Source organism: Streptomyces sp. NBC_00249 (genome assembly GCF_026342355.1).
GTDB lineage: Bacteria > Actinomycetota > Actinomycetes > Streptomycetales > Streptomycetaceae > Streptomyces.
In genome coordinates this window covers 553,044-571,174 of record NZ_JAPEMV010000003.1, presented here as the reverse complement: position 1 = coordinate 571,174, position 18,131 = coordinate 553,044, and the positions used below count along the sequence as shown (strand labels likewise).

19 protein-coding genes are annotated in these 18,131 nt (G+C 73.3%); 10 read left to right on the top strand and 9 right to left on the bottom strand.

All coding sequences use genetic code 11. The features are described 5' to 3' along the window. Positions 1-3: 3 nt before the first annotated feature. Positions 4-756: a two-component system response regulator CseB gene (gene cseB, locus OOK31_RS16810; RefSeq protein ID WP_267088042.1), complete on the bottom strand. Its 753-nt coding sequence runs from the start codon at positions 754-756 to the stop codon at positions 4-6. Positions 757-1,349: 593 nt separating this feature from the next. Between cseB and OOK31_RS16805 the strand changes: the two genes are divergently transcribed. From OOK31_RS16805 to OOK31_RS16790, 4 genes are all read left to right on the top strand, one after another. Beyond that, positions 1,350-2,150 (top strand): CAP domain-containing protein, encoded by an 801-nt coding sequence (locus OOK31_RS16805; protein ID WP_267088041.1) that lies wholly within the window; start codon positions 1,350-1,352, stop codon positions 2,148-2,150. 279 nt (positions 2,151-2,429) lie between these two features. After that, complete coding sequence (locus tag OOK31_RS16800; RefSeq protein ID WP_267088040.1) at positions 2,430-2,858, top strand: tyrosinase cofactor; 429 nt, start codon at positions 2,430-2,432, stop codon at positions 2,856-2,858. After that, complete coding sequence (locus OOK31_RS16795) at positions 2,855-3,700, top strand: tyrosinase family protein (protein WP_267088039.1); 846 nt, start codon at positions 2,855-2,857, stop codon at positions 3,698-3,700. Before OOK31_RS16800 ends, OOK31_RS16795 begins: the two co-directional genes overlap by 4 nt. Before the next feature lie 53 nt (positions 3,701-3,753). After that, positions 3,754-4,926 carry an alpha/beta hydrolase gene (locus tag OOK31_RS16790; RefSeq protein ID WP_267088038.1) on the top strand — a complete coding sequence of 391 codons (1,173 nt, stop codon included), beginning with the start codon at positions 3,754-3,756 and terminating at the stop codon, positions 4,924-4,926. 61 nt (positions 4,927-4,987) lie between these two features. Here OOK31_RS16790 and gap read toward each other — a convergent pair whose 3' ends face one another. From gap to OOK31_RS16770, 4 genes are all read right to left on the bottom strand, one after another. Then, complete coding sequence (gene gap, locus OOK31_RS16785; protein ID WP_267088037.1) at positions 4,988-5,986, bottom strand: type I glyceraldehyde-3-phosphate dehydrogenase; 999 nt, start codon at positions 5,984-5,986, stop codon at positions 4,988-4,990. 135 nt (positions 5,987-6,121) lie between these two features. Next, a complete protein-coding gene (locus OOK31_RS16780; RefSeq protein WP_267088036.1) occupies positions 6,122-7,078 on the bottom strand; it encodes a GlxA family transcriptional regulator in 957 nt (318 codons plus the stop codon). A 21-nt stretch (positions 7,079-7,099) separates the two neighbouring features. Next, positions 7,100-7,972, bottom strand: coding sequence for an NPP1 family protein (locus OOK31_RS16775; protein ID WP_267088035.1), 873 nt, complete (start codon positions 7,970-7,972; stop codon positions 7,100-7,102). A gap of 5 nt (positions 7,973-7,977) precedes the next feature. Continuing rightward, the gene (locus OOK31_RS16770; RefSeq protein WP_267088034.1) at positions 7,978-9,021 is read right to left on the bottom strand and encodes a Gfo/Idh/MocA family oxidoreductase; all 1,044 of its coding nucleotides are present in this window, start codon (positions 9,019-9,021) and stop codon (positions 7,978-7,980) included. A gap of 291 nt (positions 9,022-9,312) precedes the next feature. Between OOK31_RS16770 and OOK31_RS16765 the strand changes: the two genes are divergently transcribed. Both OOK31_RS16765 and OOK31_RS16760 read left to right on the top strand, forming a co-directional pair. Next, a complete protein-coding gene (locus tag OOK31_RS16765) occupies positions 9,313-10,275 on the top strand; it encodes an SMP-30/gluconolactonase/LRE family protein (protein ID WP_267088033.1) in 963 nt (320 codons plus the stop codon). Between the two features lie 116 nt (positions 10,276-10,391). Next, on the top strand, positions 10,392-10,619 hold the full coding sequence (locus tag OOK31_RS16760) for a hypothetical protein (RefSeq protein ID WP_267088032.1): 228 nt from the start codon (positions 10,392-10,394) through the stop codon (positions 10,617-10,619). 23 nt (positions 10,620-10,642) lie between these two features. Here OOK31_RS16760 and OOK31_RS16755 read toward each other — a convergent pair whose 3' ends face one another. Beyond that, positions 10,643-10,888 carry a hypothetical protein gene (locus tag OOK31_RS16755; protein WP_267088031.1) on the bottom strand — a complete coding sequence of 82 codons (246 nt, stop codon included), beginning with the start codon at positions 10,886-10,888 and terminating at the stop codon, positions 10,643-10,645. A 188-nt stretch (positions 10,889-11,076) separates the two neighbouring features. On the opposite strand from OOK31_RS16755, the gene OOK31_RS16750 reads away from it, so the two are divergent. The 3 genes from OOK31_RS16750 to OOK31_RS16740 all read left to right on the top strand — a co-directional run bounded on the left by OOK31_RS16750 (position 11,077) and on the right by OOK31_RS16740 (position 14,707). Further along, a complete protein-coding gene (locus OOK31_RS16750; RefSeq protein ID WP_267088030.1) occupies positions 11,077-12,468 on the top strand; it encodes an MFS transporter in 1,392 nt (463 codons plus the stop codon). A 104-nt stretch (positions 12,469-12,572) separates the two neighbouring features. After that, entirely contained in the window at positions 12,573-13,307 is a 735-nt protein-coding gene (locus OOK31_RS16745) for a response regulator transcription factor (RefSeq protein ID WP_267088029.1), read from the top strand. Beyond that, positions 13,304-14,707 (top strand): HAMP domain-containing sensor histidine kinase, encoded by a 1,404-nt coding sequence (locus tag OOK31_RS16740; RefSeq protein ID WP_267088028.1) that lies wholly within the window; start codon positions 13,304-13,306, stop codon positions 14,705-14,707. Before OOK31_RS16745 ends, OOK31_RS16740 begins: the two co-directional genes overlap by 4 nt. Before the next feature lie 4 nt (positions 14,708-14,711). On the opposite strand, the gene OOK31_RS16735 is transcribed toward OOK31_RS16740, so the two are convergent. Further along, positions 14,712-15,653, bottom strand: a complete 942-nt coding sequence (locus OOK31_RS16735; RefSeq protein ID WP_267088027.1) for a TAXI family TRAP transporter solute-binding subunit — start codon at positions 15,651-15,653, stop codon at positions 14,712-14,714. Positions 15,654-15,763: 110 nt separating this feature from the next. On the opposite strand from OOK31_RS16735, the gene OOK31_RS16730 reads away from it, so the two are divergent. After that, the gene (locus OOK31_RS16730) at positions 15,764-16,315 is read left to right on the top strand and encodes a hypothetical protein (RefSeq protein WP_267088026.1); all 552 of its coding nucleotides are present in this window, start codon (positions 15,764-15,766) and stop codon (positions 16,313-16,315) included. 13 nt (positions 16,316-16,328) lie between these two features. Here the strand turns inward: OOK31_RS16730 and OOK31_RS16725 are convergent, their stop codons facing one another. Both OOK31_RS16725 and OOK31_RS16720 read right to left on the bottom strand, forming a co-directional pair. Next, the gene (locus OOK31_RS16725; RefSeq protein ID WP_267088025.1) at positions 16,329-17,108 is read right to left on the bottom strand and encodes a maleylpyruvate isomerase family mycothiol-dependent enzyme; all 780 of its coding nucleotides are present in this window, start codon (positions 17,106-17,108) and stop codon (positions 16,329-16,331) included. Between the two features lie 94 nt (positions 17,109-17,202). Then, entirely contained in the window at positions 17,203-18,018 is an 816-nt protein-coding gene (locus OOK31_RS16720; RefSeq protein WP_267088024.1) for a hypothetical protein, read from the bottom strand. Positions 18,019-18,131: the final 113 nt, after the last annotated feature.

Sequence of the window (18,131 nt, the reverse complement as noted above, 5' to 3'; positions counted from 1 at the left end):
GCCTCAGCGCCTGAGCTTGTAGCCGAAGCCGCGGACGGTTTCGATCCGGTCCCGGCCCAGCTTCCTGCGCAGCCGCTGCACGCACAGGTCGACGACCCTGCTGTCGCCGTCCCAGCCGTAGTCCCAGACGTCGCGCAGGAGGGTGTGCCGTTCCAGCACGATGCCCGGGCTGGCGGCGAACACCAGCAGCAGCTTGAGTTCGGTCGGGGTCAGTGCCACCGGGCTGCCGGAGACGGACACCTCCAGGCCGCCGGTGTCGATGGCCAGGTCCCCGAAGACGAGCACCTCTCCCCCGGAACCGGCGGAACCGGCGGACGGCGAAGGCTCCCCGCCCGCGGCCGGTGCGGAGGCGGGCACGTAGGTCGCCCGCCGCAGCAGGGAACGGATGCGGGCCACGAGGACGTAGGTGTCGACGGGTTTGACCACGTAGTCGTCGGCCCCGGCCTCCAGGCCGGCGACGACGTCGAGCCCGTCGCCGCGCGCGGACATCATCAGGACGGGCACCAGGCTGCTCTCCCGGACCCTGCGGCACAGGCCGATCCCGTCCAGGCCCGGCAGCATCACGTCGAGGATCAGCAGGTCGAAGTCGTGGTCGCGGAAGAGTTCCAGGCCCGTCAGCCCGTCGGCCGCTGCCGTCATCCGGTAGCCGTAGCGTTCGAGGGCGAGGGTGAAGGACCGGCGCATCAGGTCGTCGTCCTCCACCAGCAGCACCCGGACGGGGCGCGTGGTGGCCGGAGCCGGGGCGGGCGAGGACATGGGCGGACGGCTCCTGACCGGAGGGTTTCGAGGTGCGGGCCCCGTGCGCGCGGGCGTCGGGGGTGACCCGGAAGCAACGATATGGCAGGGGCCGGGCGCGGCGCCCTGCGCCGTGGCGGGGTGCGCCGGCTCGATGGGAAACCAAGCGCCCGCCGATACACACCCGATACGAAGACCGCTCCGGGACGCGGGCGGCGGCGTTTCGGTTCGTCCCGCAAACCGTGACATGCGTCACGGCGTACGCGCCGGTCCGGCAGCTCCACGGCGATCGTCTGCGCGGCGACATATCGCTCTATGTACCTGTTTGGCGTTGACATGCCCCTCTCCGCCGGAAACGGAATCAGCGCTTCTCGGTTCACCCGCGCCGACATGGCTGGCGGGGAGGGGTTCTGGCACCGCATCAGGTACCCGCCGGCGGGGCCGCGGGCGGGGCATGCACGATCTTCCGGCCGTTTCAAGCCGTGCCCCCGCTCTCCTACGCGCCTTAGTAGCGGCGGCTTGCCAGGCCGTTGCCGGGGTTTTAAGAATGGCGGCACCCCCGGCGCCCCGTGGTCCGGCACCGGGATCTTCGCGATCACCGAGTGAGGTCACGCATGAAGAAGCACCGCAAGAAAACCCACCACAGGAAAATAGTCGTCGCGGTCGGGGCGCTGGCCGTCGTGGCCGTCCCCACCGCCGCCATGGCGTGCCTGGACACGCAGGACTCCGACTCCGCGCCGGCCGCCTACCGGGCGAGCCGCCCGTGGGACGGCGGCCCGGGCGCGCAGCAGCCCGTACAGCCCCCGGTCCAGGACGCGGTCCCCGCGACCCCCGAAGCCGCCCCGGCCGAGCCCGCGCAGCCCGCCGCACAGCCGGTGGCCGACGCTCCCAAGGAGTCCGCCGAGGCGCCCGTGCAGCCCGCGCCGCCCGTGCGGCAGCAGCGGCCGCAGCGGCCGCAGCCGGTGGAACCGCCCGCCGAGGCGGCCGCGCCCGCCGCACCCGCCACGCCCGCCGCCCCGGAGGCCTCCGCGGCGCCCTCCGATGCCGCGGCCGCGGTCCTCGCGCTCGTCAACCAGGAGCGCGCCGCCGCCGGGTGCCCGGCGCTCACGGTCAACGCGAAGCTCACGAAGGCCGCGCAGGACCACAGCGCGGACATGGCCGCCCACGCGAACATGTCGCACACCGGCTCCGACGGCTCCGACCCGGGCCAGCGCATCACCCGCGCGGGATACGAGTGGCGCACGTACGGCGAGAACGTGGCCTACGGCTACAGCTCGCCCGAGAAGGTCATGGAGGGCTGGATGAACAGCCCCGGCCACAAGCGGAACATCCTCGACTGCTCCTACAAGGAGATCGGCATCGGTCTCGCGCAGCCGGGCCAGTACTGGACGCAGGACTTCGGCGCGGCGCGCTGATCACGGCACGCCGAACACCGCATGCCGAACACGCGAAGGCCCCGCCCTCCAGGAGGAGGGCGGGGCCTTCGGTCGAGCGCTGGGCAGGCCTTGCACCTGCATTCCCCCACGGGAAGTGGGGTGTCTTTCCTTGGACCACCAACGCGGGCCCCACCACCGTGGAACACGGCCGCAGGAACAAGATCGACTATAGCGCAGGACCCGGGCACCTCGCACTTCACCGATGGTTGCGCAGGCCAATGATCTCGCGTTCACGCCTTTCTGGTACCTCTTCAGGTCATGAACATGATCACCCGCCGCCGCGCCCTGGGCATAACGGCCGGCGCAGTCACCGCCATCGGGGCCGCCGCGGCCGTCGTCGTCGTGCGGAGCTCCGACAAGTCGCCCGGTGCCCCGTCCGACGCCAAGCCCGAGGCCAAGGCGTCGACCCCGGCCGGCTCCCTGCCCGTGGCCGCCATCGACGAGGTCTACGAGGGCCGCCGCATCCAGATCTCCCTGGGTGAGGGGGGTCACCACTCCCCCGGCCTGCCGACGATCAAGATCGACGGCAAGGAGCTGCACCTGATGCGCAATGCCGACGGCAGCTGGCTCACCGTCGTCAACCACTACGAGACCTTCCCGGACCCCATCTCGGCCGCCCGCGCCGCGGTCCGCGACCTCCAGGGCGCCGCCCTCATCCCCTTCGGCCCCTCGGGAGGCACGTCGTGATCGTCCGCAAGAACCAGGCCACGCTCACGCCCGACGAGAAGCGGGCCTTCACCAACGCGGTGCTCGAACTCAAGCGCACCGGCGTCTACGACCGGTTCGTCGCCACGCACAACTCCTTCCTGACGAGCGACAGCGACTTCGGGCCGCGGGTCGGGCACCGCGGACCCTCCTTCCTGCCCTGGCACCGGCGCTATCTGCTCGAGTTCGAGGCGGAGTTGCAGAAGGTCGACCAGAAGGTGTCGCTCCCGTACTGGGACTGGACCGCCGACCGCACTCCCACCTCCTCCCTGTGGGCCGCCGACTTCCTCGGCGGCATCTCCCGGGCCCGTGACGGGCAGGTGCTCGACGGGCCCTTCGCGCACGCGGCGGGCAGGTGGGCGGTGACCGTGGGGGTGGACTCGCGGCCGTACCTGCGCCGCACCCTGGGCGCCGGCGGGGTCCAGCTGCCGACCAAGGCCGAGGTGAACGCCGTCCTCGCCATGCCGGTGTACGACGCGGCTCCCTGGAACAGCACCTCCGACGGCTTCCGCAACCACCTGGAGGGCTGGCGCGGCTCCAGTCTGCACAACCGGGTCCACGTGTGGATCGGCGGCCAGATGGCCAGCGCGGCCTCTCCCAACGACCCGGTGTTCTGGATGCACCACGCGTTCGTCGACATGCTCTGGGCGGAGTGGCAGATGCGGAACCCGAAGTCCACCTACCTGCCCGCCGGCCGGACCCCGGACGTGGTGGACCTGCACGGCGTCATGCGGCCCTGGAACAACATCACCCCGGCCGACCTGCTCGACCACCGCAAGTTCTACACCTTCGACACCGAGAAGCCCGGCGCGCCCAAGCGGTAGGCAGCCGCCGTTATCTTAGGTAAGCCTTGCCTAAGATCCTTTAGGGTGTGGGCATGAAGAAGATCATGCGCGTGCTGACGGCCGCGGCCGTCGGACTGGCCCTCGCCTTACCCGGCACCCTCGCGTCCCCCGCCGCGGCCTCGCCCGCCCCGGCCGGTGACCCCGCCGGGCTGGAACTCCCCCGCCCCACCGGCGCCTTCCCGGTGGGGCGCGACACCCTCCACCTGGTGGACCGGGAGCGCAAGGACCCCTGGGTGCCCACCGCCGACCGGGAGTTGCTGCTGTCGCTGTACTACCCGGCACTCGCCCGGACCGGAACTCCCGCCCCCTACATGGCCGTACCGGAGGCCACTGCGCTGCTCACCGACCGGGGGCAGCTCGGCCAGTACGCGACCCCCGAGCGCGTGGCGGCCACCCGTACGCATTCCCGGTCGGGCGCGCTGCCCCGGCCCTCGGCCCACCGCTACCCGCTGATCGTGCTCTCCCCCGGATTCACCCAGCCGCGCGCCTCGCTGACCACCCTCGCCGAGGAACTCGCCAGCCGCGGCTACGTGGTGGCCGCGGTGGACCACGCGTACGAGTCGGACGGCACGCTCTTCCCGGGCGGCCGGCTGCTCACCTGCAAGGCCTGCGAGCAGGTGTTCCCCGACGAATCGCTGCACCGGGTGTCCGACGCCCGGGCCCGGGACGTCCCGTTCGTACTGGACCGGCTCACCGGCCCGCGTCCCGCGTGGCGCTACTCCTGGCTGATCGACGCCCGGCACATCGGCATGGCCGGCCATTCCATCGGCGGTGCGGCGGCCTCCGCCGCCATGGCCGCGGACCCGCGCGTGGACGCCGGGGTCAACATGGACGGCACCTTCTTCACGCCGGTACCCGAAGGGGGCCTCGGCGGGCGGCCCTTCCTGATGCTGGCCGGCGACCCGGCCCTGCTGCCGCCCGACTTCCCCGACACCTCCTGGGAGGACAACTGGCCCCGGCTGGACGGCTGGAAGCGCTGGCTGACCGTCGCGGGGGCGGGCCACGCCGCCTTCACCGACTGGCCCGTGCTCGGGGACCAGGCGGGCTACCCGCATCCGGAGACACCGCTGTCGGGCACCCGCTCGCAGCAGATCACGCGGGGGTACGTCGGCGCGTTCTTCGACCTCCACCTGCGCGGGACGCCGGCGCCGCGCCTGGACGGGCCGACGGACGCGGACCCTGAGGTCGCGTTCCACCGCCGCTGAGACCGTGAGGGGGCGGCCGCTTCCGCGGTCGCCCCCTCACGTGCGTCGCCCGGCCCGTCGGTCAGCGGGCGGCGAGCAGTTCGAGCGTGTCGATCACACGGTTCGAGAAGCCCCACTCGTTGTCGTACCAGGCGACCACCTTGACGTGACGGCCCTCGACACGGGTGAGCTCCGAGTCGAAGATCGACGAGGCCGGGTTGCCCGTGATGTCGGAGGAGACCAGGGGGTCCTCCGAGTACTCCAGCACTCCGGCCAGGGGCCCTTGCGCCGCGGCGCGGTACGCGGCGAGGACGTCCTCGCGCGTCACCTCGCGGGAGACGGTCGTGTTGAGCTCGACGATCGAGCCCACCGGCACCGGGACGCGGATGGAGTCGCCGGAGAGCTTGCCGTCGAGCTGCGGCAGCACGAGGCCGATCGCCTTGGCGGCGCCCGTCGTGGTCGGCACGATGTTGACGGCGGCGGCGCGGGCGCGGCGGGGGTCGCGGTGCGGCCCGTCCTGCAGGTTCTGCTCCTGCGTGTAGGCGTGCACCGTCGTCATGAAGCCGTGCTCGATCCCGGCGAGGTCGTCGAGCACCGAGGCCAGCGGCGCGAGCGCGTTCGTCGTGCAGGAGGCGTTCGAGACGATGGTGTGCAGCTCCGGGTCGTACGCGTCGGTGTTGACCCCGAAGGCGAGCGTGACGTCGGCGCCGTCGGCCGGGGCGCTGACGAGGACCCGCTTCGCACCCGCGTCGAGGTGGGCGCGGGCCGCCTTGGCCGAGGTGAAGCGGCCGGTCGCCTCCAGCACAATGTCGACGCCGAGCTCGGCCCACGGCAGCTGCGCCGGTTCGCGCTCGGCGAGGACCTTGATGCGGCGGCCGTCGACGACGAGGGTGTCGCCGTCGGCGTGCACGGGCCGGCCGAGCCGGCCGGACGTGGTGTCGTAGGCCAGCAGCCGGGCGAGGGTGGTGGGCTCGCTGAGGTCGTTGACCGCGACGACCTCCAGTTCGCTGTCGCGTTCCAGCAGTGCGCGCAGCACGTTGCGTCCGATGCGGCCGAAACCGTTGATGGCGATGCGAGTCATGAGGCGTGTCCTTTCGGGTTCGCCCCCAGGTTCGCCCGCCGGATCCGCCGGTGACAGCGGCGGGATCGCCAGGGTCCGCAAGGATCGCGCCACAGCCGCAGCCACGGCCGCAGCCACGGCCCCGGGACGGGGCGGCTACTCGCCGCGGGTGAAGGTGCGCCGGTACTCGCTCGGGCTGGTGCCGAGGATCCGCTGGAAGTGCATGCGCAGGTTGGCGCCGGTGCCCAGGCCCACGTCGGCGGCGATCTGCTCGATGCCGCGCTCGGAACGCTCCAGGAGTTCGCGGGCCACGTCGACGCGGGCGCGCATGACCCACTGCATCGGCGTGTAGCCCGTGTCCTCGGCGAAGCGCCGGGAGAAGGTGCGCGGCGACACCGCCGCGTGCCGGGCGAGCGCCTCCAGGGTGAGGGGTTCGCCCAGCCGGCGCAGCGCCCACTCCCGGGTGGCGGCGAACCGCTCGCCGAGGACCTCGGGCACGCTGCGCGGCACGTACTGGGCCTGGCCGCCGCTGCGGTAGGGGGCCGCGACCAGGCGCCGGGCCGTGTGGTTGGAGGCGGCCACGCCGAGGTCGGACCGCAGGATGTGCAGGCACAGGTCGATGCCCGAGGCGGCGCCGGCCGAGGTCAGTACGCTGCCCTCGTCGACGAACAGGACGTTCTCGTCGACCTGGACGAGCGGACGTTTCGCCGCGAGTGCCCGCGCGTAGTGCCAGTGCGTGGTGGCGCGCCTGCCGTCGAGCAGGCCGGTGGCGGCGAGCGCGAAGGCGCCGGTCGAGATGGCGGCGAGCCGGGCGCCCCGGGCGTGGGCGGCGATCAGCGCGTCGACCACGGCCCGCGGCGGGTCGTCGCGGTCGGGAAAGCGGTAGCCGGGGACGAAGACGATGTCGGCCCACTCCAGGGCCTCGAGGCCGTGCTCGACGTAGTACGACAGGCCGTCGCCGCCGGTCACCAGCCCCGGGGCGGCCCCGCACACCCTCACCTCGTACGGCACGCTCGCGCGGGTCGTGAAGACCTGCGCGGGGATGCCGACGTCGAGGGGCTTGGCCCCCTCCAGTACGAGGACGGCGACGTGACGCAAGGGGGAGGGTGGCACGCAGTGAAGGGTACGCGGGGTTCAGCCCCAGGGGTCGAAGGGGATGCCGGAGGGCTTGGCGCTGCTGAGGAGGTTCGGGAACCGCTCGTCGGTGATCTTGATGGTGGCCGACCCGAAGTCCGCGCCCGTCAGCCGGTCGCGCAGCCAGGTGCTCGGCCAGCCGTTCCAGCCGACCAGGGGCGGGTAGCGCCAGGAGTGGTAGTGGTTCTCCGGCGGTTCGTCGTTGCCGTTCGCGAGCCGGAAGAAGTGCGTGCCCGCGCCGTCCTTGTGGTAGACGACCTTCGGGTGCGTCCCGTCGAAGCGGACGTCGGAGCGCGGGTAGGTCTTGACGGTGCTGTGCTGGGTGGTCGAGAGGTACTCGACGCGGTTGGACCTGGTGTCGACCCAGGCGATGACGTGTTCGAAGTCGTGGCGGTGGCCGCCGAGGCCGCTGCCGTGCACGGCCTGGTCCTTCTCGAAGTAGCCGGCGTAGACGATGGCGCACCAGCCGTTGTTGCACCTGGCGCGGGCGTACGTCTGGGAGTTGTCGAGGTCGGAGAGGTCGTGGCAGCTGCCGTTGATCGCGCCGGTGGTCTTCAGGCCGGGCGCGAGGGTGCCGTCCGGGCCGATGGCGGGGGTGGCGTAGCAGCCGTCGGTGTCGTAGTCGAAGGCCGGGGAGAAGGTCTGCTCCCAGCCGTCGGCGTTCTGCGGGAGGTTGTGCGGCGGGTCGGCGTGGGCGGCCGAAGCCGGGATCAGCAGCGCGAGGGCCGTGGCGGCGAGCACGGTGCCCAGGCGTCCGGTGCGGCGCCTGGTGCGGCCTGTCCGTACGGTCCGTACGGTCCGGTCCGTGGCGGGGGCGGTCGGCGGCGGGTGGTGCATCGTGGCCTGCTTCCTGGAGGAGGATGGCATGGACATGATGACTACACCCGGGTGGCGGTGCTCCGGAAGGGGGGCCGGTAGCGCAGTTGCGGCAGCCGGTCGATCGTCACGATGCCCGCCTGGGCCTCCAGGACCTGCGGGATCCTGTTGACGAGCGTGGCGCAGGTGGTGTCGGCGGTGATCAGCCCTTCGTTGCGCAGGTGCAGGGCCGGAGTGCCCGTCGTGCGCCACTCGTTGAAGTCCGACTCGCCGGCCCCGTACACCTTGCCCGTCGAGCTGATGACCAGTTCGACCCCCTCCTCGGTGTGCAGGGTGTCCGTGTCCGTGTAGCCGAGGACCCGGCCCTCGGCTATGTCCTGCCCCAGCGCCTCGCAGGGGGTCGTCCGCGTCGCGACGACGGCCGTGGTCCGGGTCTCGGCCCGGCCCGGGGTCAGCCCGGCGGTCGCCGCCAGGGCGTACAGCGAGCTCCTGCCGAAGGTGGGCCTGCGCGCGGTGTCGGCGAGCCACTTGTCGAACTCGGCCACGGTCGCGCCCACCTGCTGCTGCTTCGCCAGCGCCGGGCCGAAGTCGTCGACGTTCCAGGCGAGCCTGCCCTCCACCTTCTCCAGCCGGTCGGCCGAACCGGCGAGCACCGAGACGAGGTTGACCCAGTAGGCGTCCTGGTGGCCGGTGCCGGTCACGGTGACGCCGTGGCGCCTGGCGAGCTCGTCCAGCTCCTCGGCGCGCGCGGCGGCGGTCGGGAAGGGGTAGAGCATCTCCTCGGCCAGGGTGATCACGTTCGCTCCGGCCCGGACGGCGGTCGCGAAGATCTCGTACTGCGTCTCGTCGAGGTAGGTGCTGACGGTGACGACCACGATGTCCGGCGCCGTCTGCGCCAGCGCCCGCTCGGCGTCGTCGCGGACGGGGACCCCGAGGGGGGCGATGCCCGCCAGCGTGCCCAGGTCCCGGCCCACCTTGTCGGAGCCGGGCCGCGTGAGGGCGGCGACGATCCGCAGGCCCCGCGCGTGCAGCATCCTGGTGACGTGCAGCCCCATGGCCCCGGGCCCGTAGACGGCGACCTTGGTGGCACTGCCGGTCTGGGTCATGTGTCCGCTCCGCTCTCGGTCCGTGGTGACGCGGGAGACCCGGTACGGGCCGTCGCGGTCGTCCCGGCGATCATCACCGCGGCGGCGGCGACGCGTCCCGCAGTCGGCGTGAAGCGTCTCGAAACCGTGCGGCAGTGGCCCTTTCCTGCCGTACTCGTCCACGCGCGCGCGGTGGTTCAGGGGCATCCGGGACCCCGCCGAAGGCCGCCGTGGCCGACGGGGCGGGGTGGTGCGGGGAGCGGTCGCGGCCGATACTGCGCCGGGCAGCAGCACCGACCGTGGAGGGGACCGATGAGCCTGACCGAGATGTTCCGCACCGCCGCGCGCAGGCCGCGCCGCAGGATCGCCGCGGCCGCCGTACTGGCGGCCGCGGCGAGTGTGCTCGCGCCGGCTCCCGCCCAGGCGGCGCCGGTGTGCGGGGCCGTCGGTGCGGCGGCGCCCGTCGAAGTGGCGCACGTACCCGACTGGGTCGAGTCGATCGCCGTCGACCGGCGGGGCCGGATGTTCGCCACCGCCTACTACACGGGCCGGGTCTACCGCATCGACGCCCCGGGCAGCGCCCCCGTCCCGATCACCGGGAACATCGGCGCCAACGGCGGGATCGTGGTCCGTCCCGACGGCCGGCTCCTCGTCGGCACGGGCAACGACCTGGTGCACTCGACCACCGGCGACCTCTTCCCCGTGTCCCGGCTCCTCCAGGTGGACCCGGACACCGGCGGGGTCTCCACGTACGCCTCCGGCCTCGGCGGCATCGACGGGGTCGCGCTCGCCCCCGACGGCACCGTGTACACGACGACCATCGGCGGCCGTCACATCGGCCGCGTCACCCCCGACGGCCGCGTCGACCCCGCCTGGGCCCGCGTGCCGCAGGCCAACGGGATCGCCGTCTCCCCCGACGGCAGCGAGGTCTACGTCGTCCAGACCACCGTCGCCCCCGGCCTGTACCGCATCCCCGTCGGCGACCCGGCGAACCCGCGACGGTGGCTCTCGGCAAGCCCCCTGGACTCCCTCGCCCTCCCCGACGGCCTGACGCTCGACAGCCGGGGACGCCCGCTCATCGCCACCCACACGGCGGGCCAGATCTGGCGGGTGGAGGACGGGGCCCTGTGCGCCGTGCAGTCGGGGCTGCACCTCTCCACCCAGGTCACCTACGGACAGGGCCGCGAGGGCTTCTCCGCAGGCAGGCTCTACCGGGCCGGCGTCGACGGGAGGATCCACGAGGTCCCCGCCGGCGCCGACCCGGCGGCCGGCTGACCACCCGTCAACCCCCAGCGCACCACCGTGCCGTAAATCCGGTGCGAAACCGGTGCCCGGATGTGCACCATGAGCACAGACATGGTGCACATCCGAACCAGCGGAAGGATCTTCCCGTGCAGCAGCTTCCCCCTCACCCCGACAGTGAGCGGTACTCCGTGACCCTGTGCCCGCCCGCCGTCACCACGGTCGCGGAGCTGACGGCCGCGACCGGCGTCAGCAAGTCCGACGTGATCAACCGGGCGGTGCTCCTGCTCGGCTTCATCGAGCAGGAGCGTGCCAAGGGCCACGACCTGATGATCCGTGACGCCTCCGGCGCCCTGGAGCGCATCCACATCATCTGAGCCCCGGCCCCCGCCCCTGGGGCCTAGCGCCCGCTCAGCGTACGGACGTCGCCGGTGGCGGCCGCCCTCAGGAACCGGTCGACGATCTCCCGGCTCGCGTCGGAGTCGGGCTCGAAGCGGCGGCGCCGCGCGTGGACGCGCCGGCGTGCACGGTGGGCGATCTGCCGGACGGTGGTCTCGGCCTTGCCGATCGAGGCGGCGATCTCGCCGTGAGCGCTGTGCTCCGGTGTCCGGTCGTCACCACACGGCTCCTCTCCTCGGCTGCCCATCGAGACACGTGGCGGCGGGAAACCGTGACGCTCCCCCACTGTGACCCGGCTCACGGCGCGGGCTTTCTTAGCGGGACGTTAGATCTGCGGGCCGGGCGTTGTCCCGGGGGCCGCGCGGACGCATGCTCTGGGCACTCCCCACCTCGGGGCCGCTCCCGTCCCCCGTCCGGGACTCCACTGGAGGCGTCATGTCCTCGCCCCTCCCCGTCCCCGCGCCACTGCCCGGGGACGCGCGCAAGAAGCGCCGTACCGCCCTGATCGGCGGCTCGCTCGGCAACCTCGTCGAGTGGTACGACTGGTTCGTCTACGCCAGCTTCGCCATCTACTTCGCCGACTCCTTCTTCCCCGGCGACAACCCGACGACGCAGCTGATGAACACGGCGGGGATCTTCGCCGTCGGCTTCCTCATGCGTCCCGTCGGCGGGTGGGTGCTCGGCCGGGCCGCCGACCGGCACGGGCGCAAGAGCGCGCTCACGCTCACCGTCAGCATGATGTCGGTGGCCGCGCTGCTGATCGCCGTCGCCCCGACCTACGGGCAGGCCGGCTACTTCGGCGCGCTGGTGCTGCTGCTCGCCCGGCTGCTCCAGGGCATGAGCATCGGCGGCGAGTACGCGGCCAGCGCCACCTACCTCACCGAGGCCTCGGCCCGGAACCGGCGCGGCCTCGGCTCCTCCTTCCAGTACGTGTCGATGACCTGCGGCCAGCTCCTCGGCCTGGGCATCCTCATCACGATGCAGCACACCCTGACCACGGCCCAGTTGCAGAGCTGGGGCTGGCGCATCCCCTTCGTCCTCGGGGCGCTGTTCGCGGTGGTCGTCTTCTGGATCCGCCGGCGCCTCCAGGAGACCGACGCCTTCAAGGAGCAGTCGGCGGACGTGGCCGCGGACTCCGACGACAGCGCGCGCGGCACCCTCAAGGTGCTGTGGCAGCACCGGCGGCAGGCCGGACTGGTCATGGCGCTGACCCTCGGCGGGACGGTGGCCTACTACACGTACACCACCTACCTCACCAAGTACCTGGTCGGCAGCGCCGGCATGGCCAAGACGACCGCCACCCTGGTCAGTTTCACCGCGCTGGCCGTCTTCGCCGTGCTCCAGCCCTTCGCCGGAATGCTGTCGGACCGGATCGGGCGGCGACCGCTGCTGATCACCTTCGCCGTGGGGTGCACCGTCGGCACGTACCCGATCATGACCGCGCTCGGGTCGGCGTCCTCGTACTGGTCCGCGCTGGGGCTGTCCCTGCTGGCCCTGGTGATCGTCACCGGTTACACCTCGATCAACGCGGCGGTCAAGGCGGAACTGTTCCCGACCCGGGTGCGGGCCCTGGGCGTGGCGCTGCCGTACGCCATCGCCAACGCGCTCTTCGGCGGCACGGCCGAGTACGTCGCCCTGTGGTTCAAGAGCGGCGGCCACGAGAAGATGTTCTTCTGGTACGTCTCCGGGTGCGCGCTGGTCTCCCTCGTGACCTACGTCCTGATGCCCGACACCCGCAACACGGCGCTCAGCCGTGCGGAGGCCGAGACCGACGGCGACGCGGGCGCGCGGGAGAAGGCGGCGGCCTCCGTGGACGCCGCGCGCTGAAGCGGCACCGGTGACCTGGGGCGGCCGCTCACGTAGGCTGCTGCCCCAGCTCACGGGGGCATGGATCACGATCCACGGTTCAAGGGTCACGAGGAAGACATTCGATGCACGCGCTTCTCGTCGAGGACGACGACCGGATGGCCCAGGCCCTCGGCACCGCGCTCGCCCAGCGCGGGCACACCGTCCGCCGGGTCGGCCGGGCCATGGACGCCCTGCTGCACCTGCGCGAGGCGGAGTTCGTCCTGCTCGACCTGGGCCTGCCCGACCTGGACGGACTCGAACTGCTGCGGCGGCTGCGTACCGTCTGCGACGCCCCGCTGATCGTGGTGACCGCGCGGTGCGAGGAACGCGACATCGTGCAGGGACTGCGGGCGGGAGCCGACGACTACGTCGTCAAGCCGTTCCGGATGGCCGAGCTGATGGCCCGCATCGACACCGTACGCCGCCGCTCGGGCCGGAGCGCCGGCCCCCAGGACACCGGCGCCGGGCACGGCGGTGGGCGGAGCGTGCGGACCGGGGACGTGGAGGTGGACCCGGCGGGCCGCACCGTGACCGTGGCGGGCTGCGAAGTACGGCTGACCCGGCGCGAGTTCGACGTACTCGCCTTCCTGGCGGCGCGCCCGGACGAGGTGCACTCCCGCGAGGAGATCCTGGACCGGATCTGGGGGGACGCCTTCCTCGGCACCTCCCGCTCGCTGGACGTGCACGTGGCGGGCGTCCGCGCCAAGACCGGCCGACCCCAACTGGTGCGCACCGTACGGGGGTTCGGGTACCAGCTCGGCTGCCCGGCCTCCGCGGACGACGAAGCGACCGGCGGTGACAGGGACCGCGCGCGGTGAGGCGCAGGCTGCTGGCGGTGCTGCTGGTGCTCATGGGCGCGGCCACCCTGCTGCTCTGCGTCCCCCTCGCGGACGCCTACGCCCGGGGCCGGACCGAACACCTGCTGCTGCAACGCCGGTCGGAGGCCGTACGGTTCGCCGACCTCGCCGAGCGGATGCGCACCGGGGCCGACCGCTCCGAACTCGCCGCGGAGATCGGACGGTACGCGCAGCTGTACGGGGCCGCGGTCACCGTGGTCGACACGGCGGGCCGGACGGTGGCCCGGGCCGGAGCGACCGCGCCCCTGGAGGCCTCCGCCGGCTCGGGTCCCGTCCCCGCGGCGGCGGTGGACGCCCGGCGGCGCGCCCTCACCGGCCGTTCCACCGACCGGCTGCCGACGATCCGGCCCTGGGGCCCGGACTCCGTGGTGCTGGCCGAGCCCGTGGGCCGGGACGAGCGGGTGAGCGGGGCCGTGCTGATGGCGCTGCCGACCGGGGCGGCCCGCCGGGACGTCACGGTGCGGTGGGCACTCATCGCCGCCGGGGCGCTCACCGCCTTCGCGGCGGCCGCCCTGGTCGCGGTGGGGATCGCGCGCTGGCTGCTGCGGCCCGTCCGCGATCTGGACCGGGCCGTGGAGGGGCTGGCCGCGGGCAGTCTCCAGGCGCGCGCCGTCTCCGACACCGGACCGCCCGAACTGCGCCGTCTGCGCAGGCACTTCAACACCATGGCGCAGGCCGTGGCCGACTCCATGGGCCGCCAGCGCGACTTCGTCGCCGACGCCTCCCACCAGCTGCGCAATCCGCTGGCCACACTGGTGCTGCAGATGGAGAACGTCGAGCCGTACATCTCCCCCGGGCCCGGCCTGACCGAGCACACCCGCGCCCTGGACGAGGCCGAACGCCTGGAGGAGCTCCTCGACGGCCTGCTGGCGCTGGCCCGGGTGGAGTCCGGTACGGCGGAGCTGAAGGAGCAGGACGTCGCGCGGGCGGTACGGGAGCGGACGGCGGCCTGGAGCCCGGTGTTCCGCGCCGCCGGACTGGCGCTGGCGGCGGGCGGCGCGCTCCCCGAGGGCCTGGTGGTGCGGGCCCTGCCGGACGCGGTGGGCCGGGTCCTGGACGCCCTCCTCGACAACGCCGTGAAGTTCGTTCCGCCCGGCGGCAGCGTCGAGGTGCGGGTGTCCCGCACCGCCGACGGGGACGCGGTCGTGCGGGTCAGCGATGACGGCCCCGGCGTGCCGGAGGATCAACTCCCCCTGCTGCTACGGCGTTTCGCGCGCGCTCCCGAGCACCAGAACGTCCGGGGCAGCGGGCTGGGGCTGGCCATCGCCGAGGAGATCGCACGGGCCGGCGGGGGATGCCTCATCGCCTCCGGGAACGCTCCGCACGGCCTGGCCCTGGAGCTCCGGCTGCCCCTGGTGTGAGCGCTCATCCGTACACCGACCGGTAGTAGGCCACCGCGCCCGCGTGCAGCGGTACCTTGCCGGTCGAGATCGCGAACCGGGGCTCCAGCCGGGCTCCCGCCGTGACCTCGCGCAGCAGGTCCCGCCACCGGTCGAACACCACCCGCAGCAGCGCCTCGACGGTGTCCGCCGGGACGTCGGGGCGGGCCAGGAGGTAGTTGCCGACGCCGATCGTGCCCACCGGCTCCGCGAGCCCGTACACCCCGGCCGGGAGGGTGACGGCCGTGTAGACGGGGCCGTAGCGCTCCCGCAGCGGGCCCACGTGGGCGTCCAGCGGCAGGAAGCGCAGCGGGAGTTCGCGGGCCAGTTCGGCGAGCGCCGGGGTGGGCACGCCCCCGGACCAGAACAGCGCGTCGACCGTGCCCGCGCGCAGCGCCCTCACCGACTCGGCGAGCCCAAGCGGCCGTTCGTCCGTCCCGGCGGCCCGCAGGACCCTGCCCGCGACCACCTGTACGCCCGACCCGCTCGCACCGGCGGCGACCGGACGGCCCGCGAGTGCGCCGGCCTCGCGCACGGGGCCGGCGGCCGGGACGAGCAGGTGCGTGTAGTTCACGTAGACCCGGGCCAGCGCGCTCACGCGGGTCGCGGGGCGGGAGAAGGACTCCCGGCCCAGCGCCGCGTCCTCGGCGACGTCGGCCATCGCGAGCGCCAGGTCGACGGAACCGTCCTCCAGCTGCCGCAGGTTGTCCACGCTGGCCGCGGTGCTCACGGGGACGATCTCCGGGCCGCCGCCGCTCGCGGCGACGGCCCGCGCCAGGGCCTTGCCGAAGGCGTTGTACGGGCCCCCCTCCGGCCCGGTGGCGAGCCGCAGCACCCGCACCGGCGCGGACTCCCCCGCGCAACCGGTCAGCAGCCCGCCGAGCCCGGCGCCCATCACCCGTCGGCGGCTCACCCCTGCGCTGGTCACGGCGTCAGCGTAACCAGGAACCGGACCGAGGGCAGACAAACTGCCCCCGGATGCCTCAGAGTTGGCCACTTGGGCCCCGACGGGGCGCCGTTCGCGTGGAGGAGGACCTCATGGACATCAACCGCATCGGCCGGGCCCTCAAGGAGCAGCTGAAGGTGCGCCGGCTCTTCCTCTTCCGGGAACCGGCGTCCCCCCACGACCGCGGCGAGGTGACCGTGTCCGTGCGCCTGGACGACGGTCATCCGGACGGCTTCCCGGTCGGCCACGTCGTCTCCACGCCGTCGACCTGGATCGCCTACGCCCGTGTGCCCCACGGCAACTCCTTCAGGAACAGGGAGTTCCTGGGACCGCTGACGTACGAGGAGGCGCTGGAGAGGGTCGTGACCTTCGCCCGCTACGACGACCTCCTGCGCCACTCCGAGCGGGCGGGCCGGGCGCGGACCTACAGCGTGGTCATGGGCGTGGAGCGGGCCGAGTGGCTCGCCGGGCACACCGAACCGGCGGGGATCACCCACCTGGGCGGCGGCCGGGTCCGCCTCACCGAATCCGCGGTCGCCTACCTGCGCAACCCGCCCCCCTCCGTCGGGCTGTTCCTCTTCGTCACCGACCGCGACAAGCTGTGGATCGACGGGGACACGTACCCGATGACGCGCGACGCGTAGGCCGGTCGGCGTTTCAGAACTCCGAGTTCGCGAACCAGAGGTCGAGGAGGTCCTCGTCCCCGGTGGTCCCGATCGCCCCGGCGGTGCGGTCGAGGCGGCCGTAGAGGAGCTGGAGGAGGTCGGCGGCTCCTGCCCGGACGGTCGCGTCGGCGGGGCCCGCGTCGGCGTCCTCGGCCACGCCGAAGCCGTCGGGCCGGAGCCGTACCAGCCACCGGCCTTCGCCGTCGGTGCACTGGAAGCGGATGGTCCGGCCGGAGTCGCGCAGGTGGGCGACCTTGGGGGCGAAGGGGGTGGCGAAGGGCAGGTTGACGAGGAACTCGTCGACGCCGTCCTGCGCGAGCACGGGGTCGATCTCGGAGCGGACTCCCAGGGTCCGTTCCGCGTCGACGCGGTGCACGAGGGTTTCGAAGAGCATCCGACGCACCCAGAACCGGGCCCGGGCGTCGGCGCCCCAGACCCACATCGGCGCGTCCGGGTCGGTGGCCGCGAACACCTCGGCCGCCTCCGCGGCGCCCGCGCGCAGCCAGTCGGCGTACTCGTCCTCCCGCTGCGGCAGCCGCAGGTCCACGTCACGGCTCGTCGGACGCTCCTGGACGCGCTGGCGCAGCAGTACGGAGAACCAGCGCTGTACGCCGCCCGCGTGCCGGGTCAGGTCGGCGAGCGTCCAGCCCGGGCAGGTGGGGACGGACGCGGCCATCTCGGCGCCCTCCAGCAGGGCCGCGAACCGGGCGGTCTCCGCGAGGACGGCCGCTCCGTGGTCGATTCCGTGGTCGATCGCGTCGGCTGTGTTCATCCTGGGGTGCGCTCCTGAGCTGTCGGACGGCTTCCCCCGCACTCTGCCACAGCCGGGCGGCGGCCCGGCCGGGAGGTCACCGGTGGCCGGCCGTTCAGCGGCTCAGGGCGCCGCGCACGGACAGACCGTGGCGGTGGAGCCGGTACAGCTCCCAGACCGACAGGACCGTCACCGTGACGGGTGCGCCGAGGACGAAGACCAGCCTGACGCCGGGCGGGACCTGCCCGTAGGCGCCGGTGACCAGGTCCAGCACCGCCATCTCCCACACCAGCACGGTGGCGAGGACGGGCGGCAGCAGCTCGTGGACGTCGGCGGTGCGCAGCACGTGGACGAGCGACAGGCCGATGCCGTAGCCGGCGAAGCCGAGGGACCACAGGCACAGCAGCCCCATCACGATCTTTCCCGGGATTCCGACCGCGTCGCGCAGTCCCTGCGACTCCGGGGCCATGGCCAGGGGGAAGGTGGCCATGGCCGTCATCAGGGCCGCCACCGCGCCGAGGGGGCGCAGGGCCCGCCGCAGGTAGACGCGCCGCATGCCGCCCCGGGCGGCGGCCGCGAAGGCGCCGACCACGAGGGGGAAGGTGCAGGCCAGGACGAGGAAGCTGGTCCAGCTCTGGTCGAGGCGTTCCCCGGCGACCGCCCCGGCGTCGCCGGCGCTGGAGACGGCGGAGTACGTGAGCGTCAGCGCGAGCCACGCGGCGACGCCCAGCACGGTCCGCCACACCTGGAGCCCGCGCACCGTGGGGTCCGTGACGATCCCGGGGCGTGTCGGCCGGAAGGCCAGCTGGGCGGCGTACAGGGGGTTGAGGAGGAGCCGCAGGAGCTTGCGTCCCCGCGTCGGCTCAGCCGGGTACGGCACGGGTGGTCCGGGTGGTCCCGGATACCAGCCGCCGCCCGTGTACGTGCTCATACCGACCACCCTCGTCGTCCTGTCCGGTCGACTGCGCATCGTACCGGGGTCTCCACTCCCCCTCCCCCATACGGGTTGTCCGCACGGAGGTCAGCGGATCTGCCGCTCCCCTG